The sequence below is a fragment of the Empedobacter sp. UBA7620 genome (genome assembly GCF_002484185.1).
Classification (GTDB): domain Bacteria; phylum Bacteroidota; class Bacteroidia; order Flavobacteriales; family Weeksellaceae; genus Empedobacter; species Empedobacter falsenii_C.
The window spans coordinates 37,227-54,702 of the sequence record NZ_DLJI01000055.1 but is presented as its reverse complement, the minus strand read 5'-3'; the positions used below and the strand labels follow the sequence as shown (position 1 = coordinate 54,702).

Below are 17,476 nucleotides of genomic sequence, written 5' to 3'. Positions count from 1 at the left end.
GAAGTGTATAAAGAATATTTAGTTCCAATTTCCATAAAAGGAATAATTAGAATAAATGGTAAATATTTATTGGTTAAGAATAATCGAAATGAATGGGAATTACCTGGAGGAAGATTAGAACCAAATGAATTGCCAGAAGAAACTCTTGAACGTGAAATTTATGAAGAATTAAATATAAAGTTTAAAGTTTCAAAAATTGTTGATTCTTGGGTTTTTGAGGTTGTTCCAAATAAAACTGTATTTATTGTAGCATATTTAATTGATGCAAATAGTATTGAACATTCAAATTTTGGATTATTTAATCTAGAAGAATTAGAACATATGGATATTCCGAAAGGATATCTAAATTCTATAAAAAATATATATATAGGAGATTGTTTACTTTCCTACTTAACATAATAAAGATTATTAACATTAATATTTCATAGAAATAATAATGTTATAATATATATTATGTTAAATTGAATAATAAAGTCTACCTATTTATGATAATCAATAAGCTTTTGGTGAAACTGGTTTTTATAATTTGCAAACATTAAAAAATAATAATAATCTAGCTTATCATATATTGTTCATATTATATTGAATCTATATTTAGTTTGAAATAAAAAAACCTCCAATAATTTGGAGGTTTTTAGTTATATATAATTGTTATTACATTTTTGGCATTCCTGGGAATCCACCTGCTGGCATATTTTTAGACATTGTTTCCATCATCTTTTTACCATTTGCAGAATTCATAAATTTCATCATTTTACCCATTTCAGAGAATTGTTTCAATAATTGATTCACTTCTTGTAAAGATGTTCCTGAACCAGCTGCAATTCTTTTCTTACGAGAATTATCGATAATATTTGGATTTTGACGCTCTTTTTTTGTCATTGAGTGAATAATCGCTTCAACACCTTTAAAAGCATTGTCGTCAATATCTACATCTTTCAACGCTTTTCCTGCACCAGGAATCATTCCAACCAAATCTTTCATATTACCCATACGTTTGATTTGTTGAATTTGTTTTAAGAAATCATCAAAATCGAAGCTATTTTTTGCAATTTTCTTTTGTAAACGTTTTGCTTCTTCTTCGTCAAATTGTTCTTGAGCACGCTCTACTAACGAAACAACGTCACCCATTCCCAAAATACGATCTGCCATACGTTCTGGATAGAAAACATCTAAAGCTTCCATTTTCTCACCAGTTGAAATAAATTTGATTGGCTTGTCAACAACAGTTCTAATCGTTAATGCAGCTCCACCACGTGTATCACCGTCTAATTTTGTTAAAACAACTCCATTATAATTCAATACTTCATTGAAGGCTTTTGCAGTATTCACCGCATCTTGCCCTGTCATAGAATCTACAACAAATAAAGTTTCGGTAGGATTAACTGTTTGGTGAACGCGACGAATTTCATCCATCATTTGTTCGTCAATCGCTAAACGACCAGCTGTATCGACGATAATTACATTATTTCCGTTTTGTTTTGCTTGTGCAATTGCTGATTGAGCTATTTCTACAGGATTTTTGTTTTCTAAATCAGCATAAACATCCACACCAATTTGCTCTCCTAAAACTTGCAACTGATTGATGGCAGCTGGACGATAAACGTCACCAGCAACTAATAATACTTTTTTGTTTTTCTTAGTTTTTAGGAAATTAGCTAATTTACCAGAAAAAGTTGTTTTACCAGAACCTTGTAAACCAGCAATTAAAATAATTGTAGGATTATCGTCTACTTTCAGTTCAGTAACCTCACCTCCCATTAATTTTGCTAATTCATCATGAACAATTTTTACCATTAATTGTCCAGGATTAAGCGATGTAATTACGTTTTCACCTAAAGCTTTTTCTTTTACTGTATTTGTAAAATCTTTTGCAACTTTATAACTAACATCGGCATCAACAAGGGCTCTACGCACTTCTTTTACGGTTTCTGCAACGTTAATTTCTGTAATTTGTCCTTTTCCTTTTAAGGTATGTAATGCTTTATCTAATTTATCCTGAAGATTTTGAAACATTTTGAGTCAATTTTAGGACACAAATATAAAAAAATTATACCGAATAATATAAAATCACACAACAAGGGTTTTAATTAAGTTATAATGATTAACTTGTGTGCTCAAATTTTGGTTGAATGAAAAAAGGTTTAGTACTATTTTTATTCTTTGTTACTGGGGTGGTTTTCAGTCAAACAAAGAATAATAAAACTTATTATTTTTTTTCCATCGCTTATGGACAAGATAATGAAGTTTATGTAACAGATGTTTATGAAGCAAGCATCGATAACAAAGATATCTATGGCAAACTGGCAGATAGATATACAAAGTTTCAGAATTATTTATTAAAAAATGGAACGATTAGTTCTTTAAAAGAAATTCAAACGGGTTACGAAAAGAATTATCAGAAAAAAGAACAAGCAGAAGCTGAACAAAAATACTTTCTATCTACATTAGAAAAACAACAATTTACAGCGAAAATGATTAATTATTCGCTTTAAAACACAAAAAACCACTTCAAATGAAGTGGTTTTTTATTTCTATTTTGAACTAATTTATTGATCATTTAATAATCGCGCAGCTTCTTTTGCAAAGTAAGTTGAAATCAGGTCTGCTCCAGCTCTTTTGAAACAAGTTAAAGACTCTAAAATAACTTTATCATTATCTAACCAACCTTTTTCTACAGCAGCTTTTATCATCGCATATTCACCTGAAACCTGATAAACAGAAACTGGAACTTGTAAATTATCTTTCACTAGTTTCACAATATCTAAATAAGCCATTCCTGGTTTTACCATCAAAATATCTGCACCTTCTTCTACATCTGCAATTGCTTCGCGCAACGCTTCTTGTGAATTATGGTAATCCATTTGATAGGTTTTTTTATCTTTCGGAATTTCTTGAGAATCAACTGGTGCAGAATCTAAAGCAGTACGGAAAGGTCCATAAAAAGACGATGCATATTTCGCAGCATACGTCATAATTCCTACATTATGAAAACCGTTTTCCTCCAACGCAGCACGCATCGCTCCTATTCGACCGTCCATCATATCAGAAGGAGCAACAAAATCGGCACCTGCTTCTGCATGAGATAACGTCATTTTTACCAAAGCATCAACAGTTTCATCATTAATAACTTCTCCATTTTTGATGATTCCATCGTGACCATAAATTGAATATGGATCTAAGGCAACATCAGGCATTACAATCATTTCTGGAACAGCATCTTTAATCGCTTTGATTGTATTTTGCATCAATCCGTTTGGATTCCAAGCCTCTTTACCTGTGTTATCTTTTAAATTATCACTAACTTTACAATATATGTTAACTGATTTTATACCTAAATCCCAAATTTCTTTTACTTCTTTTACAGTATTGTCAAGAGATTGGCGATAAATACCTGGCATTGCAGCAATTTCTTCCTTCACACCTTCTCCTTCAGCCATAAAAATTGGTAAAATAAAATCGTTTGGTGACAAATGATTTTCGCGAATCATACTACGAATTGATTCATTTTTGCGTAGTCGTCTATGTCTGTTATATAAAAACATTTGATTAAAATTTTAGACAAATTTACTCGATTTCATTTGAATAAGGCTAATGAATAATATCAATTATATTTATTAATTTTAAAAGAAAATCAATCATTTGAATAATCACTTAAAATATTTATCATTCATTATATTATTTGGATTAATTTCTTGCAAAATCACAAGAAGAATTTATTAATTCTGTTAAAACAATCAAATTCAAAAAATAGATTTAAACTTGCGCAAACGTAGCTAAACAAATATCTTTGTAGCATGCGAATAGATATTATCACTGTTTTACCCGAATTATTAGTTAGTCCATTTTCTGCCTCGATTATGAAACGTGCGCAAGACAAAGGTTTAGCTGAAATTCATGTTCACGATTTGAGAGATTTTGGAAAAGGACGTTATCGTCATGTAGATGATTATCCGTACGGAGGAACTTCTGGAATGGTGATTATGTGCGAGCCTTTGGACAAAATGATTTCGAAATTGAAAGATGAACGTACGTATGATGAAATTATTTATTTGACGCCAGATGGTGAAACGTTGAATCAAACAATTGCGAATGATTTATCGTTGAAAGGAAATCTTATGATGATTTGTGGACATTACAAAGGTATCGATCAACGTATTCGAGATATGTATGTTACAAGAGAAATTTCGATTGGTGATTATGTACTTTCGGGTGGTGAATTTGGTGCAATTATTTTGGCTGATTCTATTATTCGATTGTTACCTGGAGTAATTGGTGATGAGACTTCTGCCCTTTCAGATTCGTTTCAAGATGATTTGTTGGCGCCACCAATTTACACACGTCCAGCCGAATATAAAGGTCTTAAAGTTCCTGATGTTTTACTTTCTGGTAACTTTCCTAAAATAGAGGAATGGCTACATGAACAAGCAATTGAACGTACAAAAGAGCGTCGCCCAGATTTGTTGGAAAAAAGATCAAAATAAACTAAAAAAGCTTCTAATTAGGAAGCTTTTTTTCATAAATAATTTATTGTATCTTAATTCAATATATTATTTATGAAATACATCTATTTTTTTATACTTATATTATCTTTTAATTCTTGTAAAAATAATTCCGAAGCTGACAATAAATTATTAGAACAAATACAAGGTGTCTGGTCAACTAAAATGGTAGTTTTAGATCCAGTTATTTATAAATTCGATCAGGATTCAATATATAATAATAAAGGATATTATGATGGTATCTATGAAACTTATGGAATTCGAGAGCATAAAAAATTTATACCTACTAAATTTTTAGGTAATTCAATCAAATTCTATGTAAGAGATTCAACAGTTCATTATTTTGATTCTATCAATAGACCAAAACCATTTTTTAAAATTTTATCAATAAATAAAGAAGAAATGGTTATCAAATATAATAATGATTCTAGTCTTGATACACTTGGAAGAAGAGATAATAATACCAAAACTCCATTAGATTATGATCAAATTATCTATACGACAAGTGGTTGTTATGGAAGTTGTAGTATAATAAATATCGCTATTCAAAAAAATGGAACTATTATTAGTGCTAATGAAGCTTTTAATGGAAAAAAGGGCGTTTTTGAAGGTAAATTAGATAAAAAATTTCATCAATTTTTAGAGCAGAAAATTAATGACGCAGAATTACTTTCATTAAAAGATAATTATGAAGAACAAATTACAGATCAATCAGAAGATTTGTTACTTGTCATAAAGAAGGATAAAATTATAAAATCGATACGTGTTTATGCTTATCCTATAAATTCTTCTTATTCGAGTTTGGAATTAGCTCTTATTTATTCAGGTTCTATAATGAATGATCAAAAGAAATACCATGAATCTGAATACTTCCCACTACTCAGTTTAATCAATATTAATGGAAAACAATTAAGCAAAGCACAAACTTTCTTATTTTGGACAGAATTAATGAAGCATCCTTCAAATAAAATATCAATAAAAAATCAACAAACTTATAAAACAGAATTTTATTACTATTATTTTGGTGAAGAATTAGGAGAAATTAATCCTTGTAAATTACTTACTATAAAAGGAAATGGTCAACAATTTGAATTAACTTTTGAAAATAATCAAAAACATTATTACGATTTAGGATATAATTTTATACAACGATATATAGACTAAAAAAAGCTTCCTAATTGGAAGCTTTTTTAATATTTTTTATTTAATTCGATGAATATATTCAATTACTTTATCGTTAAAAATTTGTGGTTGATCGACATTCACGACATGTCCACAATCTTCGATAACAATCAATTCTGAATGTTTAGTATGTGCTTTTGTTAATTCCTGAATCGAAGGCAAAAACATATGATCTTCTGCTCCCATCACATATAAAGTCGGAATATTCAATTCAACTTTTCGAAACCATTTTAGCAATGGATTTACATCCGCAGTAAGTTTAAACCATTTCAAAAATTCTTTTTGATACAATTTTTTCGCTTCATTGATAAATAATAACCTTGATTCCTTGTGCGTATTTTTTGGCATTATAGCGAAAGCAAAAATTCGATACAAGATCAAATAAGGCAACATATGTTTGAAAGTATTTCCAACATTAATCAAAAATTGACATTGAAAATTAATTTTCATAATTGCACCTCCCATCACCATTGATTTGAATCGCTCCGAATAATCTTCTGCCAATTGTCGAATTACAATCGTTCCCAAAGACATCCCAACAAAATGCGTTTTATCAATATTTAAATGATCTAAAACATCAATGACATCTTTTGAAACCGATTTGAAAGTATAACGTTTTTCGAAAAGCGCTTTCAAGTTTTTCTTAGAACGTCCGTGTCCTCTCAAATCCATTAACAAAACATTAAAATGTTTGCGAAATTCACGCAATTGTTTGAACCAAATCGTAGAACTTCCTCCTGCTCCATGAACAAAAGTAACCCATTCTGTACTCGTTGGATGATTATATGTAGTGTATGCTAACAATTTTCTAAATAAGTTTTTCGCAAAATTAAACTAAAAACTATGCCAAACATAATAATTACTAGGTTTTAAGAAATTTTTAATCTTCATCATCGTCGTCATCTATAAAAGAACCAGTCTTTTTCAAGTAAAAAACATCGTTCATTACTTCTGCTTTCACATAATTTAGCTCTTCTTGCTCTTTCATTCGATCCGTAAATAACGTTCCTGTTAAATGATCGTATTCGTGCTGAAAAATAACCGCTGTAAAACCTTCTACCGTTTCATCATGAAAATTTCCATCCAAATCATAATACTCCAATCGAAGAACCAAGCTTCTAAACACTTTTCCGAAAATATCAGGAATCGACAAACAACCTTCGCGACCGTGACGAACAATGTCCGAATACCAAGTAATTTTTGGATTGATAATAAACTCAAAAGGTTCACCTTCTTTATCAAAACGTTGTACCCAAACCGCGTTGCGATTAATCCCAATTTGTGGAGCTGCAATTCCAACACCTTTACTTGCTTCGTCTTGTACAGTCGCATACATACGATCGGCCAATAATTTGATTAACGGATCTTTTGGATCAATATCAATAGAAGTTGATTTTAAGATTTTTGTATCTGCATCCGAAGTCGTTAATAAAACACGAAAAGGATCATAGGAATTCTTTTCTTTTATTAATGTCGTTTCTGTCTTTGTTAATGGCGTATAAACAATGTTTTTCATATTTTTTGATTGAGCAAATAATGCAGAAGAACAAATCAATAAGCTATAGGTTAATGTTTTTATCATTTTTTAAGGATCAATTTGTCTAAAGAATATTTTCCTGCGCCTGATAAAAATATAACTAAATAATTGATTAAATAGAATAATCCCAATTCTTTTTTACCAAAATCATGATCTGCATGCACGATAAATACAGCAACTAACATCGTAATGATAAGTGGAATAACGGCTAAACGAGTAAATAATCCGACCAAAACTAAAAAAGCACAAAGAATTTCTGCAAAAACCGTTAAACCCAAAGATATTTCTGGTCCAAGTCCAATTGGATCACCAAATTCAAAATTACCATTGATTAATTTTTGCAATTTTCCGAATCCATGTGTAAACATAAATCCACCAGCAGCTAAACGTACTAATAACAATGACAAATCGATAAATGCAGGTTGATTACCTAAAAGTTTAAATTTTGTGCTCATTTTTTTATTTTTTTTCAAATATAAGTTCTAGTTTTTACGTTCACCTTTAAATAGATCAAGAAATTTACATTTTTGGATTAATTTTGGTTAATCTTTCTATTCAAGAATAAAAAATACAACATATGTTAAAAAACATTGCCTTAATTACCATATTATTTTCAGGTTTTGCATTTGCTCAAAAATCTGAATTACAACAAAATGATGTTTTAGGAAATCCAACTTTTATCGAAGAATCGATGCAAAAAGCACGTATTCGCATGAAGTTTATCGAAGGTTATGAAACCGAATATTACACAAAATCAACGTATAATAAAGATGGAAATCCAACAAAACGTGATTATTTTGATGAAGCTGGAAATAAAACTTTTGCTGAAACATTTAATTACAATGAATCAAATAAATTGATTTCGAGAGAAATGAAAAACAATGACGAAAGTTTAGTTTTCAATTTTGATTACGAATATACAACAGATGGTTATATCGTGACGAAAAGCGAAAATGATGTCAATGTTTCTAAAACGGAATATAAATTAGATCAAAATCAGAATGTAACTTACGAAAGAGAAACTAATTTATTGGAAGATTCGGATGTTTTTATAGAGAAAACGTTTCAATATCAAAATGGATTTTTAGTCAAAACATTGGTGAAATATAATCAAGGAACTTATACGTTGAATTATAAAAATGACGCAAAAGGCAATCCAATAGAGGAAACTTATGTAGACAAAGACAATAAACAAGTCAATAAATATGTTCGAAAATTTGATGAAAACAATAATATTATCGAAGAAACAGTGCTTGATGAAACAGGAAAAGTAAAGAATATTTCCACGATTAAATATCAATACGATAATCACAAAAATTGGATCAAACGAACACAATTCGTCAAAGATATTGATCAACCAATTTCAAATACAACAAGAACAATACGTTATTAGAAATACAAGAGCCAAGTTAATTTGGCTCTTTTTTATTTGATTATTTAACTAAATGTTTTTAAATTTATTCAAATCAATTATTTAACTTCATCTATTATGATCAATAATGTGCAAGAATTTAATCGACTTTTTCAGTTATATCAAAAAGATAATCGTTTCAATTTGTACATAAATGATTATCCTAAAAATGAATTTTTGATTCAATTTTATTCAGATGAAATTGAAGATTTAAATTTGGAATATGTTGATATTAATTCAAATTCTATCAAAAAAATACATGATTATCGTGCAAAATTAAGTGATTTTTTTCAACCCGAAGAACTTCCAACATTAGAGATTAAATCAATTTCAGGTTATTTTAGTCATTTTGATTTCTATTTTATGACCAATGAAAAAACCTTTTTATTTAACTATATTCACCGCGATTTTTTGTCTCAATTAATTGATATTCTTCTTGCTGAATTAGATTGTAATTTTATCAGCCGATTAAAGACTGAACTTTTAATCAATTTAGAATATGATTAATTTTTTTGTTAAACTTTTTTCAGCGACATTGTTTGACTTTTAAAAGAATTCTTTTTGCATAAAGCAAAGTAAAATGAATTTTGATCGAATTAATGAAAAGTTGAGCATCTTAGCAGATGCAGCGAAGTATGATGTTTCGTGTTCATCGAGCGGAAGTAAAAGACAAAACCAAAACAAAGGCTTAGGAAATGCATCTATGTCGGGGATTTGCCATTCGTTTACAGAAGATGGTCGATGCGTTTCTTTACTCAAAATTCTATTAACGAATCATTGTATTTATGATTGTGCTTTTTGCGTTTCTCGAAAAAGTAATGATGTAAAACGTGCTGCTTTTACAGTGCAAGAAGTGGTTGATTTAACGATTAATTTTTATCGTCGAAATTATATTGAAGGTTTATTCTTAAGTTCTGGAATTTTCAAAAATACTGATTTCACGATGGAACGCTTGCTTTTGATTGCGAAAAAGTTACGTCTTGAAGAGAATTTTAATGGATATATTCATCTCAAAACGATTCCTGGAGCGAGTGATGAATTATTGAAAGAAGCTGGTTTATATGCTGATCGAATGTCCATAAATCTCGAAATGCCAACAGAAGAAGGACTTAAATTAGTTGCACCAGAAAAATCACACGAAGATGTAAAAAAACCTTTAGGATTTATTCATCAACAACGAGTTGAGTTTAATGCTGAACGAAAATTAATCAAATCTACTCCAACCTTTGTTCCTGCTGGGCAATCTACACAAATGGTAATTGGTGCAACGCCCGAAAATGATATGCAAATTATGTATACAGCAAATCAATATTACAATGATTTCCAGTTGAAACGTGTATATTATTCAGGTTTTATTCCAATCAATCACAATGATAATATGTTTCCGTCTATCGGAACTCAACCACCTTTGTTACGAGAGAATAGACTGTATCAAACAGATTGGTTAATGCGTTTTTATCAATTTGATGTTACGGAGATTCTTAATCAACAAAATCCTCATTTGGATACTGATATCGATCCAAAATTGAGCTATGCTTTACGAAATTTACATCTTTATCCGATTGATATTAATACAGCCGATTATCATTTAATTCTACGAATTCCGGGAATTGGTGTTCAATCTGCGAAGAAAATTGTTACAGCTCGAAAATTTGGAAAAATCTATTCTTATCAATTAAAACATCTTGGAATTGCTTACAATAGAGCAAAATTTTTCATGACGTGTGCAGATGATCAATTTCAACAAAAAGATTTGCTTGGTTCGCAAATTAAAAATAGAATTTTGAGTTTTAGTAAAAGTAAATATCTTAAAAATCAGCCAAATCAATTAAATCTTTTTGACTAGTGGAAATTTATGTTTTTGATAATAGTTTTGAAGGTTTTTTAACGCTGATTTTTGATTATTATGTTAGAAAACCGAAGCAAATAAAAGTAGTTTCTGAAAGAGATTTTTTACCGTCGATGTTTGATGAAGTTTATACTGTGATTACAGATGAAGCAAAAGCAAAAAGAGTACATAAAAAACTAAAAGACAAACTAAATAAAACCAGTTACAAAGCTGTACAAGCTGTTTTCTTGTCAGAAGAACCTAAAGCTTATGAAAAGCTGTTTTATTATTGTTGTTTAATTATAAATGAAACAGCTGCAGTTCAATTAAATTATGGAAATGATTATGTTTTTTATGTCATGAAAATGTATCGATCAGTTCATAGAGAAAAGCATCATCATGAAGCATTTATCCGTTTTGAAAAGATTAATCAAGATTTATTTTTTGCGAAAACTGATCCAAAATATAATGTTTTACCTTTAATTATTAATCATTTCAGAAAAAGATATGCTGACCAGAATTGGATTATTTACGATACGATTCGAAAATATGGAATTTATTATGAAAAATCTTTTGGAAATATTCAACAAATACAATTAAATTTTACACCAAAATCTTCAACTACTCCAACTGAATACATTGATGTAAATGAGAATTTGTACCAAGAATTATGGAAATCTTATTTTAATTCGACAACAATCGAAGCAAGAAAAAATTCGAAGTTACAAATCCAAATGATGCCTAAACGTTTTTGGAAACACTTAACAGAATATAACTAAAAAAGGCTACGAAATTCGTAACCTTTTGCATATTATTACTTTTTTGGTAAGAAAACTTCCGCCATCATACAACGAGCACTTCCTCCTCCTAATTTTTCAATCAAATCTATCTTAACAGGTAAGATTGGATTATAAGCCTCAATTTTAGAAATTTGTTCTTGATTAAGTGAATTATAAGCCGTTTGCGACATTACCAAATATGATTGTCCTAAACCGCCAACTTGCAACATATTCCCAGCAAATTGATGCATTTGTGCTTCTGTAATTGCAATTATTTCTTTTCCAGCTTCTAACAAATACTCACAAACCGCTTTCTTTTCTTTTTTATCATCTATAGAATCCAAACAAATAATCGCATATTTATCTGCAATACACATCATTACATTGGTATGATAAATAGGTTTGCGTTCTCCATTTACAGTTTGATTCGCATGAAAAATAACTGGTGTATATTCTAATTCCTCACAAAATTCAATCAATAAATCTTCGTCAGTTCGTTGAGAAATACATGCATAAGCCAATTCATGTTCACGATCAAGAATAATACTTCCTGTTCCTTCCAAGAAAATTTCGTCTTCTTCTGCCGATGTAAAATCAATCACATCATCTATATGAAAACCTTTTTCTTCCAACAAACTCAACACATCTTCCTCACGACGCTCTTCTCTTCTATTTTTTGCAAACATAGGATATAACACAACATTTCCGTTATCGTGAAAAGAAATCCAATTGTTTGGGAAGATTGAATCTGGCGTATGTGGCGAAGCAGTATCTTTGATCGTGATAACATTTACACCTTTTGAACGCAAAGCAGAAACCATTCCTTGAAATTCTTCTAATGCTTCTTTCTGAATATCTTCTTGAGAGTCTGTTGTTTCCGTTTGGAAATAATTGTTAACAGCCGTTTCTGGATTGTAATAAAAAGCTGTTGGCTCAACCATTAAAATAGTTGAAGTATATTGTTTTTGTTTCATGTTATTTTCTAATTAATGGCATTGTAGAACATCTTAATAAACCTCCCATTTTAGAGACTTCGCGATAATTAATTCGTTCCACTTTTATGTTCCATACATTTTCTAAATGATCATTTAAACGCGTAAAATTTTTCTCAGAAACAACAACTTCAGGAGAAATTGAAAACACATTAGGATTCATCCAATACATTTCTTCTTTTGTCACTTCGAATAAATTTTCTTTCCCAAAAATATCGACAATTTGCTGATATTCATTCCCAAATAAAAAGCCGTCTTTATAAATAATTGCTTTGTCTTTCCCAACAGGATTGAATGTACAATCTAAATGTAAAATTCCTTCATATGGATTTTCATCATTCTTTTTTAATTCAAAATCCAAGACTTTTTTATTGGGAAATTTGGCTTTGATATACTCTACAAATTCAACATTTGTACGTCCTGTTTTATAATTTTTGAAATCAGCTTGTTTGTACGTTCCAACAAAAATATAATCGTTATACAAAATCACATCACCACCTTCTACATAAACTTCTTCTGGTAAAGCATTGATTTTATTTCCTTTGAATTGACGTTTTATTTCGCGATAGGCTTGTAATTCTTCTAAACGATCTGGAATAATATTAGAGATAAAGAATTCATCATCAATTACAAAACCGACATCACGAGAAAAAACTTGATTACAATCTTCGATCAATGTTGGACGTAAAACTTCAACATTATATTTCTTCAAAACTTGTTCAAATTCTGACATTTCCGCAATCAAATCTTCTTCTTTTGGATAATCGTTATTCTTTACGGTTTCATAAGATTTGGCATCGAACGTCTGATCAAGTGTAGGATTAGCTCCGTTAGATTCTGCTCGACCCAAGACTACAGTTTGCAGTTGAGCCGTTTCATTCTGTACATTTAATCGCATAATTTATTGTAGTTTTTAATTTTATGTTCCAAAAAAAATCCCGCAATAGCGAGATTTAATTTTGTATAAATATACATTTTATTTTTGAATTCCTAAAGCTTTCAAACCATTTACTGTTGCAATATTTGAAAGTTGTTCCACATCATAAAAGTGACAAGACTCTAGCATTACTCTCAATTCTGTAAGTAAATGACCATCAGAAAAAGGTTTATAAATATCATTAATATTATCTGTTCCGAAGGCAACGTTAATTCCTCTTGGAATCATTTCATCAACTGGCGTTACCGAGTTGTGCGAAGGCGCCAAACGCTCTGTACGATTGTGATCTATCCAAGCAGTTGGACAAGAAACAATGTGCATATCTGCTTTTTTAATTAAATCATATAATTCATAACGATATTTTCTTGGATGAGCCGCTACAGAAATTGAGTGAACCGCAGAAACTTTTCCTTGCATTCCGTGTTCAATCGTTTTCAATGCTAATTGCTCGGTTTCTTTTTCTTCGTCTGTGTTAAATTGATCAACATGTACGTGAACCAATTTATTTTTTGCTTTTGCAGTCGATAATAAAATATCTAAATGGTCATCTTCTCGACCGAAATCTTTTGCAGGTAAACCACCGATAATATCCACAAAATCAGAAGACATATCAAACCATTCGCGCGCTTTCGGATCAATAACTCCTTTCAACACTTGGTTTGCAAAACGCATTTCGATGTCTTTTCCGTAATTATCTTTTAAGCGTTGAGCCGCTTGTATACTACGATCTTCAATTACTTCGTCTGCATCAATAAAAGAACCAATTGCTTGACAACCTTGCTCTAACATGAAATTAATCGCTTTTTCCATACGGAAATAAATATCATCAACAGATGAATTGCGTTTCATATCATCAACTAAATGCCATTTTTCTTTTAGGTAAGAATTAGATAATGCGAAAGTGTCCGAAGTCAATGAATAAGCTCTATCTAAGTGTGAATGCGTATTAACCCAACCTCCTTTTTCGTTGATTTTTTCAAGTACTTCTTCAATTGGATTATAGTTCTGTTTGTTCATCGTGAGTTTGTTTGTTTTCGGGATGTAAAATTAACAAGATTATTCAATAGAAATGAAGCGATATTATCAAAAAGATTTCTGTAACTTTGTGCCTTTGTTAGTAACATGAGCAAGCAAAAAAAATCCAACAATAGTTGGACTTTTTTGTTTGTTTATTTTTTTTAAGAAAAAGTTCTATTTTACCATCTGGATATTTTGAATTAGGCTTTGTAAATTTTAAATCATCTACTAAATCCATATTTACTGCAATAAAACTTGCATAATCAACATCTTTTCCGTCAATTGAATAACCTATTTTTAAATCTTTTTTTGGTTAAGAAATGATTAATTTAGAATTTTTAATTCCAGGAATTGTATCATTCAAAGTTTTAGATTGTGCAAAACTCAACAATGGAAGAAATAAAAAAGCTAATAGTAATTTTTTCATATCATTAATATTTGTTCCATAATTTCTCAAACTTTTATGTTATGATTCTTTCTCTTTTTTGGAAACAATATCAATTTTTCCGTTTGGATATTTTTTATCTGTTTTGATTACTGTAATATATTTAATTTCATCTGGACTCATTTTCGTAAAAATACTTTTATCAACTCTCTCTCCATCAATAAAAATTGCAGGTCTACTATTTTCATATTCAGAAATAGATATAGAACTTGGTACAATTCTATTTAAAACTTTTTCATTTGAATTTTCTTGTGCAAAACTCAACATTGGAAGAAATGCAAAAGCTAATAATATTTTTTTCATAAATCGTTAATTTATATAAAGTTAATTAAATATTTTATAAAAACTAATTTTTATATGTTCGTTTTACAGATTGAATTCCTTCAATATTTTTCATTTCCATCATGATTTTTTCTAATTCGGCTTTATTTTTAACTGAAACTGTAATCTTTCCATCAAAAATACCTGCATCCTCAGATAAATTAATACTATGCATGTTCAACGAGTTATTTTTTGAAATAACTAACGTAATATCACTCACCATTCCAGCTCGATCCAAACCTTGTAACTCAATCAACGCTTTAAATTCTTGTTGAGAAGAATCAATCCATTTCGCTTTTATAATTCTGTACGCATAATTTGCTTGTAACGAAACTGAGTTTGGACAATCTACCTTATGTACTTTTATTCCTTTTGAAACTGTGATAAAACCATATACTTTGTCACCCGGAATTGGATTACAACAACTCGCTAATTCATAATCTAAACGCTCTTCATCATTCCCAAAAACAAGACTATCTAATTTCGTTTTGTCGATAGAAATATTATCTTTTTTAGTTGTATTGAATGTTGATTTTCTGAAACGGTTAATCAATCCTGTGAAACCAGTATTTCGTTCTGCAAATTTACGTAAATCATTGTTGTCAATAATTCCCATTGCAACATTATAAAATACATCTTGACTCGAACTTAACTTAAAGTATTGCTGTAACTGATTAATCGTATTTTCACTAAAATCAACCTTTAAATGTCTTAATTTACGTTGAATAATTTCTTTTCCATCTTCTGCAACTTTACGTTTATCTGAGTTTAAAGAAGCTTTAATTTTACTTCTCGCTTTACTCGTTACAACATATTCTAACCACTCTAATTTTGGTTTTTGTTGTGTTGATGTAATGATTTCTACTTGATCACCACTTTGCAATTGATGCGACAGCGGATACAATTTTCCATTCACTTTTGCACCCAAACAATGGTCACCAACATTGGTGTGAATAGAGTAAGCAAAATCCAACGAACTCGCTCCTTTTGGTAACGAATGCAAGTCTCCTTTTGGCGTAAAAACATAAATCTCTTTGGAGTACAAATTGAACTTGAAATTATCCATAAACTCAATCGCATCCTTAGTATCTTCTTGCTCCAACATTTCACGAACTTGATGAATCCATTCATCAACTTTCGTTTCGTCGTCCGATATATTTTCTTTGTATTTATAATGTGCTGCGATACCCATTTCGGCAACTTCATCCATTCTTTCAGAACGAATTTGTACTTCTATCCAACGCGCTTGTGGTCCCATAACCGTTACGTGAAGCGATTCATAACCCGTTGTTTTGGGTTGAGAAATCCAGTCGCGCATACGTTTTGGATTTGGAATAAATAAATCCGTCACCAAAGAATAAATTTTCCAAGCTAAGAATTTTTCATTCTTTTTATCCGAACGATAAATTACACGAATCGCAAACAAATCAAAAACTTCCTCGAAAGGAATTCCTTGATTAACCGTTTTTCGATAAATTGAATTGATTGATTTTGAACGACCTTTTATCTCAAATTCTAAACCTTCGGCTTCAAGTTTTTCTGAAATAGTTTTACAGAAATCATCAATGTATTTTTTTCTTTCGGCTTCAGTTTCTGTTAATTTATGTTCAATATTAAAATACGCATCCGGTTTAGTGTATTTCAAACTCAAATCTTCCAATTCTGATTTGATGTTATACAATCCCATTCTATGAGCCAAAGGCGCATAAATAAAAATGGTTTCGGATGCTATTTTCAACTGTTTATCCTCACGCATACTTTCTAACGTACGCATATTGTGTAGACGATCGGCAATTTTGATCAAAATCACACGAACATCTTCAGATAAAGTCAGTAATAATTTTTTATAATTTTCAGATTGTATCGAAACATCTTGTTTATTTAAGACAGCAATTTTTGTTAATCCATCTATAATTTTTGCAATCTTTTTTCCAAAAAGTTTCTCAATATCTTCTAACGTATATTCAGTATCTTCTACTACATCATGCATTAAAGCCGCAGAAATTGATGTAGCACCAAGCCCAATTTCGTCAGCAACAATTTTGGCAACAGCAATCGGATGATAGATATATGGCTCGCCTGTTTTTCTACGCTGATCTTTATGCGCATCAACAGCCAAATCAAAAGCTTTACGAATCAGCTTTTTATCTTCATCTGATAAAGTGACATATGTATTTTGAAGCATCTCTTTATAACGTCTCGTTATCTCAATGTTCTCTCTCTCTAATTGTTCGTCTGTAATAACATGAGGCGTATCCATCTTTCTTATGTTTTTGTTGATTTAGAAAAAAGCTTTAATTCCCTTTATTTATCTGCTTTCTTCGAAGGATTAAATATACAATATTTTATTTTTTATTGACTATAATATTCAACTGATTTTATCACGCTTTTTAAGTCTTTATTTTTAATCAATCTAATTTATAACGTACTTTTTACACTATTAATTTAATAATAAAAGTTGATTAATATAATCTGATTTTATCAATTTACAATTATATACTACTTTTTATTGTATAGTTGATAAA

At 30.0% G+C, this 17,476-nt stretch carries 18 protein-coding genes; 8 read left to right on the top strand and 10 right to left on the bottom strand.

What is annotated here, in order from left to right; all coding sequences use genetic code 11:
- Positions 1 to 3 precede the first annotated feature (3 nt).
- On the top strand, positions 4 to 399 hold the full coding sequence (locus B2217_RS14795; RefSeq protein ID WP_180904374.1) for an NUDIX domain-containing protein: 396 nt from the start codon (positions 4 to 6) through the stop codon (positions 397 to 399).
- 255 nt (positions 400 to 654) lie between these two features.
- On the opposite strand, the gene ffh is transcribed toward B2217_RS14795, so the two are convergent.
- On the bottom strand, positions 655 to 2,016 hold the full coding sequence (gene ffh, locus B2217_RS14790) for a signal recognition particle protein (RefSeq protein ID WP_038334138.1): 1,362 nt from the start codon (positions 2,014 to 2,016) through the stop codon (positions 655 to 657).
- A 116-nt stretch (positions 2,017 to 2,132) separates the two neighbouring features.
- On the opposite strand from ffh, the gene B2217_RS14785 reads away from it, so the two are divergent.
- Positions 2,133 to 2,495: a hypothetical protein gene (locus B2217_RS14785; protein ID WP_180904373.1), complete on the top strand. Its 363-nt coding sequence runs from the start codon at positions 2,133 to 2,135 to the stop codon at positions 2,493 to 2,495.
- Positions 2,496 to 2,549: 54 nt separating this feature from the next.
- On the opposite strand, the gene hemB is transcribed toward B2217_RS14785, so the two are convergent.
- Positions 2,550 to 3,545 (bottom strand): porphobilinogen synthase, encoded by a 996-nt coding sequence (gene hemB, locus B2217_RS14780; protein WP_038334133.1) that lies wholly within the window; start codon positions 3,543 to 3,545, stop codon positions 2,550 to 2,552.
- A 252-nt stretch (positions 3,546 to 3,797) separates the two neighbouring features.
- Here hemB and trmD point away from each other — a divergent pair, with 252 nt between their 5' ends.
- Positions 3,798 to 4,484, top strand: coding sequence for a tRNA (guanosine(37)-N1)-methyltransferase TrmD (gene trmD, locus B2217_RS14775; protein WP_115000229.1), 687 nt, complete (start codon positions 3,798 to 3,800; stop codon positions 4,482 to 4,484).
- Positions 4,485 to 4,556: 72 nt separating this feature from the next.
- Positions 4,557 to 5,666 (top strand): DUF6438 domain-containing protein, encoded by a 1,110-nt coding sequence (locus B2217_RS14770; protein WP_180904372.1) that lies wholly within the window; start codon positions 4,557 to 4,559, stop codon positions 5,664 to 5,666.
- Positions 5,667 to 5,702: 36 nt separating this feature from the next.
- On the opposite strand, the gene B2217_RS14765 is transcribed toward B2217_RS14770, so the two are convergent.
- The 3 genes from B2217_RS14765 to B2217_RS14755 all read right to left on the bottom strand — a co-directional run bounded on the left by B2217_RS14765 (position 5,703) and on the right by B2217_RS14755 (position 7,676).
- On the bottom strand, positions 5,703 to 6,488 hold the full coding sequence (locus tag B2217_RS14765; protein ID WP_125349375.1) for an alpha/beta fold hydrolase: 786 nt from the start codon (positions 6,486 to 6,488) through the stop codon (positions 5,703 to 5,705).
- A 76-nt stretch (positions 6,489 to 6,564) separates the two neighbouring features.
- A complete protein-coding gene (gene def, locus B2217_RS14760; protein WP_180904371.1) occupies positions 6,565 to 7,266 on the bottom strand; it encodes a peptide deformylase in 702 nt (233 codons plus the stop codon).
- Positions 7,263 to 7,676, bottom strand: coding sequence for a DoxX family protein (locus B2217_RS14755; RefSeq protein ID WP_180904370.1), 414 nt, complete (start codon positions 7,674 to 7,676; stop codon positions 7,263 to 7,265). The genes def and B2217_RS14755 overlap by 4 nt, the downstream gene beginning before the upstream one ends.
- 122 nt (positions 7,677 to 7,798) lie before the next feature.
- On the opposite strand from B2217_RS14755, the gene B2217_RS14750 reads away from it, so the two are divergent.
- The 4 genes from B2217_RS14750 to B2217_RS14735 all read left to right on the top strand — a co-directional run bounded on the left by B2217_RS14750 (position 7,799) and on the right by B2217_RS14735 (position 11,239).
- Positions 7,799 to 8,614: a hypothetical protein gene (locus B2217_RS14750; RefSeq protein ID WP_180904369.1), complete on the top strand. Its 816-nt coding sequence runs from the start codon at positions 7,799 to 7,801 to the stop codon at positions 8,612 to 8,614.
- A 96-nt stretch (positions 8,615 to 8,710) separates the two neighbouring features.
- Entirely contained in the window at positions 8,711 to 9,139 is a 429-nt protein-coding gene (locus B2217_RS14745; RefSeq protein ID WP_038335800.1) for a hypothetical protein, read from the top strand.
- A gap of 73 nt (positions 9,140 to 9,212) precedes the next feature.
- A complete protein-coding gene (locus tag B2217_RS14740; RefSeq protein WP_180904368.1) occupies positions 9,213 to 10,478 on the top strand; it encodes a putative DNA modification/repair radical SAM protein in 1,266 nt (421 codons plus the stop codon).
- The gene (locus B2217_RS14735; RefSeq protein ID WP_180904367.1) at positions 10,478 to 11,239 is read left to right on the top strand and encodes a TIGR03915 family putative DNA repair protein; all 762 of its coding nucleotides are present in this window, start codon (positions 10,478 to 10,480) and stop codon (positions 11,237 to 11,239) included. The genes B2217_RS14740 and B2217_RS14735 overlap by 1 nt, the downstream gene beginning before the upstream one ends.
- A 35-nt stretch (positions 11,240 to 11,274) precedes the next feature.
- Here B2217_RS14735 and ctlX read toward each other — a convergent pair whose 3' ends face one another.
- From ctlX to B2217_RS14710, 5 genes are all read right to left on the bottom strand, one after another.
- A complete protein-coding gene (ctlX, locus tag B2217_RS14730) occupies positions 11,275 to 12,213 on the bottom strand; it encodes a citrulline utilization hydrolase CtlX (protein WP_038335795.1) in 939 nt (312 codons plus the stop codon).
- A 1-nt stretch (position 12,214) separates the two neighbouring features.
- Positions 12,215 to 13,129: a dimethylarginine dimethylaminohydrolase family protein gene (locus tag B2217_RS14725; protein ID WP_180904366.1), complete on the bottom strand. Its 915-nt coding sequence runs from the start codon at positions 13,127 to 13,129 to the stop codon at positions 12,215 to 12,217.
- A 78-nt stretch (positions 13,130 to 13,207) separates the two neighbouring features.
- Entirely contained in the window at positions 13,208 to 14,185 is a 978-nt protein-coding gene (locus tag B2217_RS14720; protein WP_291122982.1) for an amidohydrolase family protein, read from the bottom strand.
- A 466-nt stretch (positions 14,186 to 14,651) separates the two neighbouring features.
- Positions 14,652 to 14,933, bottom strand: a complete 282-nt coding sequence (locus tag B2217_RS14715; RefSeq protein WP_038335788.1) for a hypothetical protein — start codon at positions 14,931 to 14,933, stop codon at positions 14,652 to 14,654.
- Positions 14,934 to 14,976: 43 nt separating this feature from the next.
- Positions 14,977 to 17,211, bottom strand: coding sequence for a RelA/SpoT family protein (locus B2217_RS14710; protein ID WP_291122980.1), 2,235 nt, complete (start codon positions 17,209 to 17,211; stop codon positions 14,977 to 14,979).
- Between the last annotated feature and the right edge of the window lie 265 nt (positions 17,212 to 17,476).

Excerpts from the sequence above, each read along its gene's own strand:
- ffh (WP_038334138.1), bottom strand. The coding sequence starts at position 2,016 with ATGTTTCAAAATCTTCAGGATAAATTAGATAAAGCATTACATACCTTA.
- B2217_RS14785 (WP_180904373.1), top strand. The coding sequence starts at position 2,133 with ATGAAAAAAGGTTTAGTACTATTTTTATTCTTTGTTACTGGGGTGGTT.
- hemB (WP_038334133.1), bottom strand. The coding sequence starts at position 3,545 with ATGTTTTTATATAACAGACATAGACGACTACGCAAAAATGAATCAATT.
- trmD (WP_115000229.1), top strand. The coding sequence starts at position 3,798 with ATGCGAATAGATATTATCACTGTTTTACCCGAATTATTAGTTAGTCCA.
- B2217_RS14770 (WP_180904372.1), top strand. The coding sequence starts at position 4,557 with ATGAAATACATCTATTTTTTTATACTTATATTATCTTTTAATTCTTGT.
- def (WP_180904371.1), bottom strand. The coding sequence starts at position 7,266 with ATGATAAAAACATTAACCTATAGCTTATTGATTTGTTCTTCTGCATTA.
- B2217_RS14755 (WP_180904370.1), bottom strand. The coding sequence starts at position 7,676 with ATGAGCACAAAATTTAAACTTTTAGGTAATCAACCTGCATTTATCGAT.
- B2217_RS14750 (WP_180904369.1), top strand. The coding sequence starts at position 7,799 with ATGTTAAAAAACATTGCCTTAATTACCATATTATTTTCAGGTTTTGCA.
- B2217_RS14745 (WP_038335800.1), top strand. The coding sequence starts at position 8,711 with ATGATCAATAATGTGCAAGAATTTAATCGACTTTTTCAGTTATATCAA.
- B2217_RS14740 (WP_180904368.1), top strand. The coding sequence starts at position 9,213 with ATGAATTTTGATCGAATTAATGAAAAGTTGAGCATCTTAGCAGATGCA.
- ctlX (WP_038335795.1), bottom strand. The coding sequence starts at position 12,213 with ATGAAACAAAAACAATATACTTCAACTATTTTAATGGTTGAGCCAACA.
- B2217_RS14725 (WP_180904366.1), bottom strand. The coding sequence starts at position 13,129 with ATGCGATTAAATGTACAGAATGAAACGGCTCAACTGCAAACTGTAGTC.
- B2217_RS14720 (WP_291122982.1), bottom strand. The coding sequence starts at position 14,185 with ATGAACAAACAGAACTATAATCCAATTGAAGAAGTACTTGAAAAAATC.
- B2217_RS14715 (WP_038335788.1), bottom strand. The coding sequence starts at position 14,933 with ATGAAAAAAATATTATTAGCTTTTGCATTTCTTCCAATGTTGAGTTTT.
- B2217_RS14710 (WP_291122980.1), bottom strand. The coding sequence starts at position 17,211 with ATGGATACGCCTCATGTTATTACAGACGAACAATTAGAGAGAGAGAAC.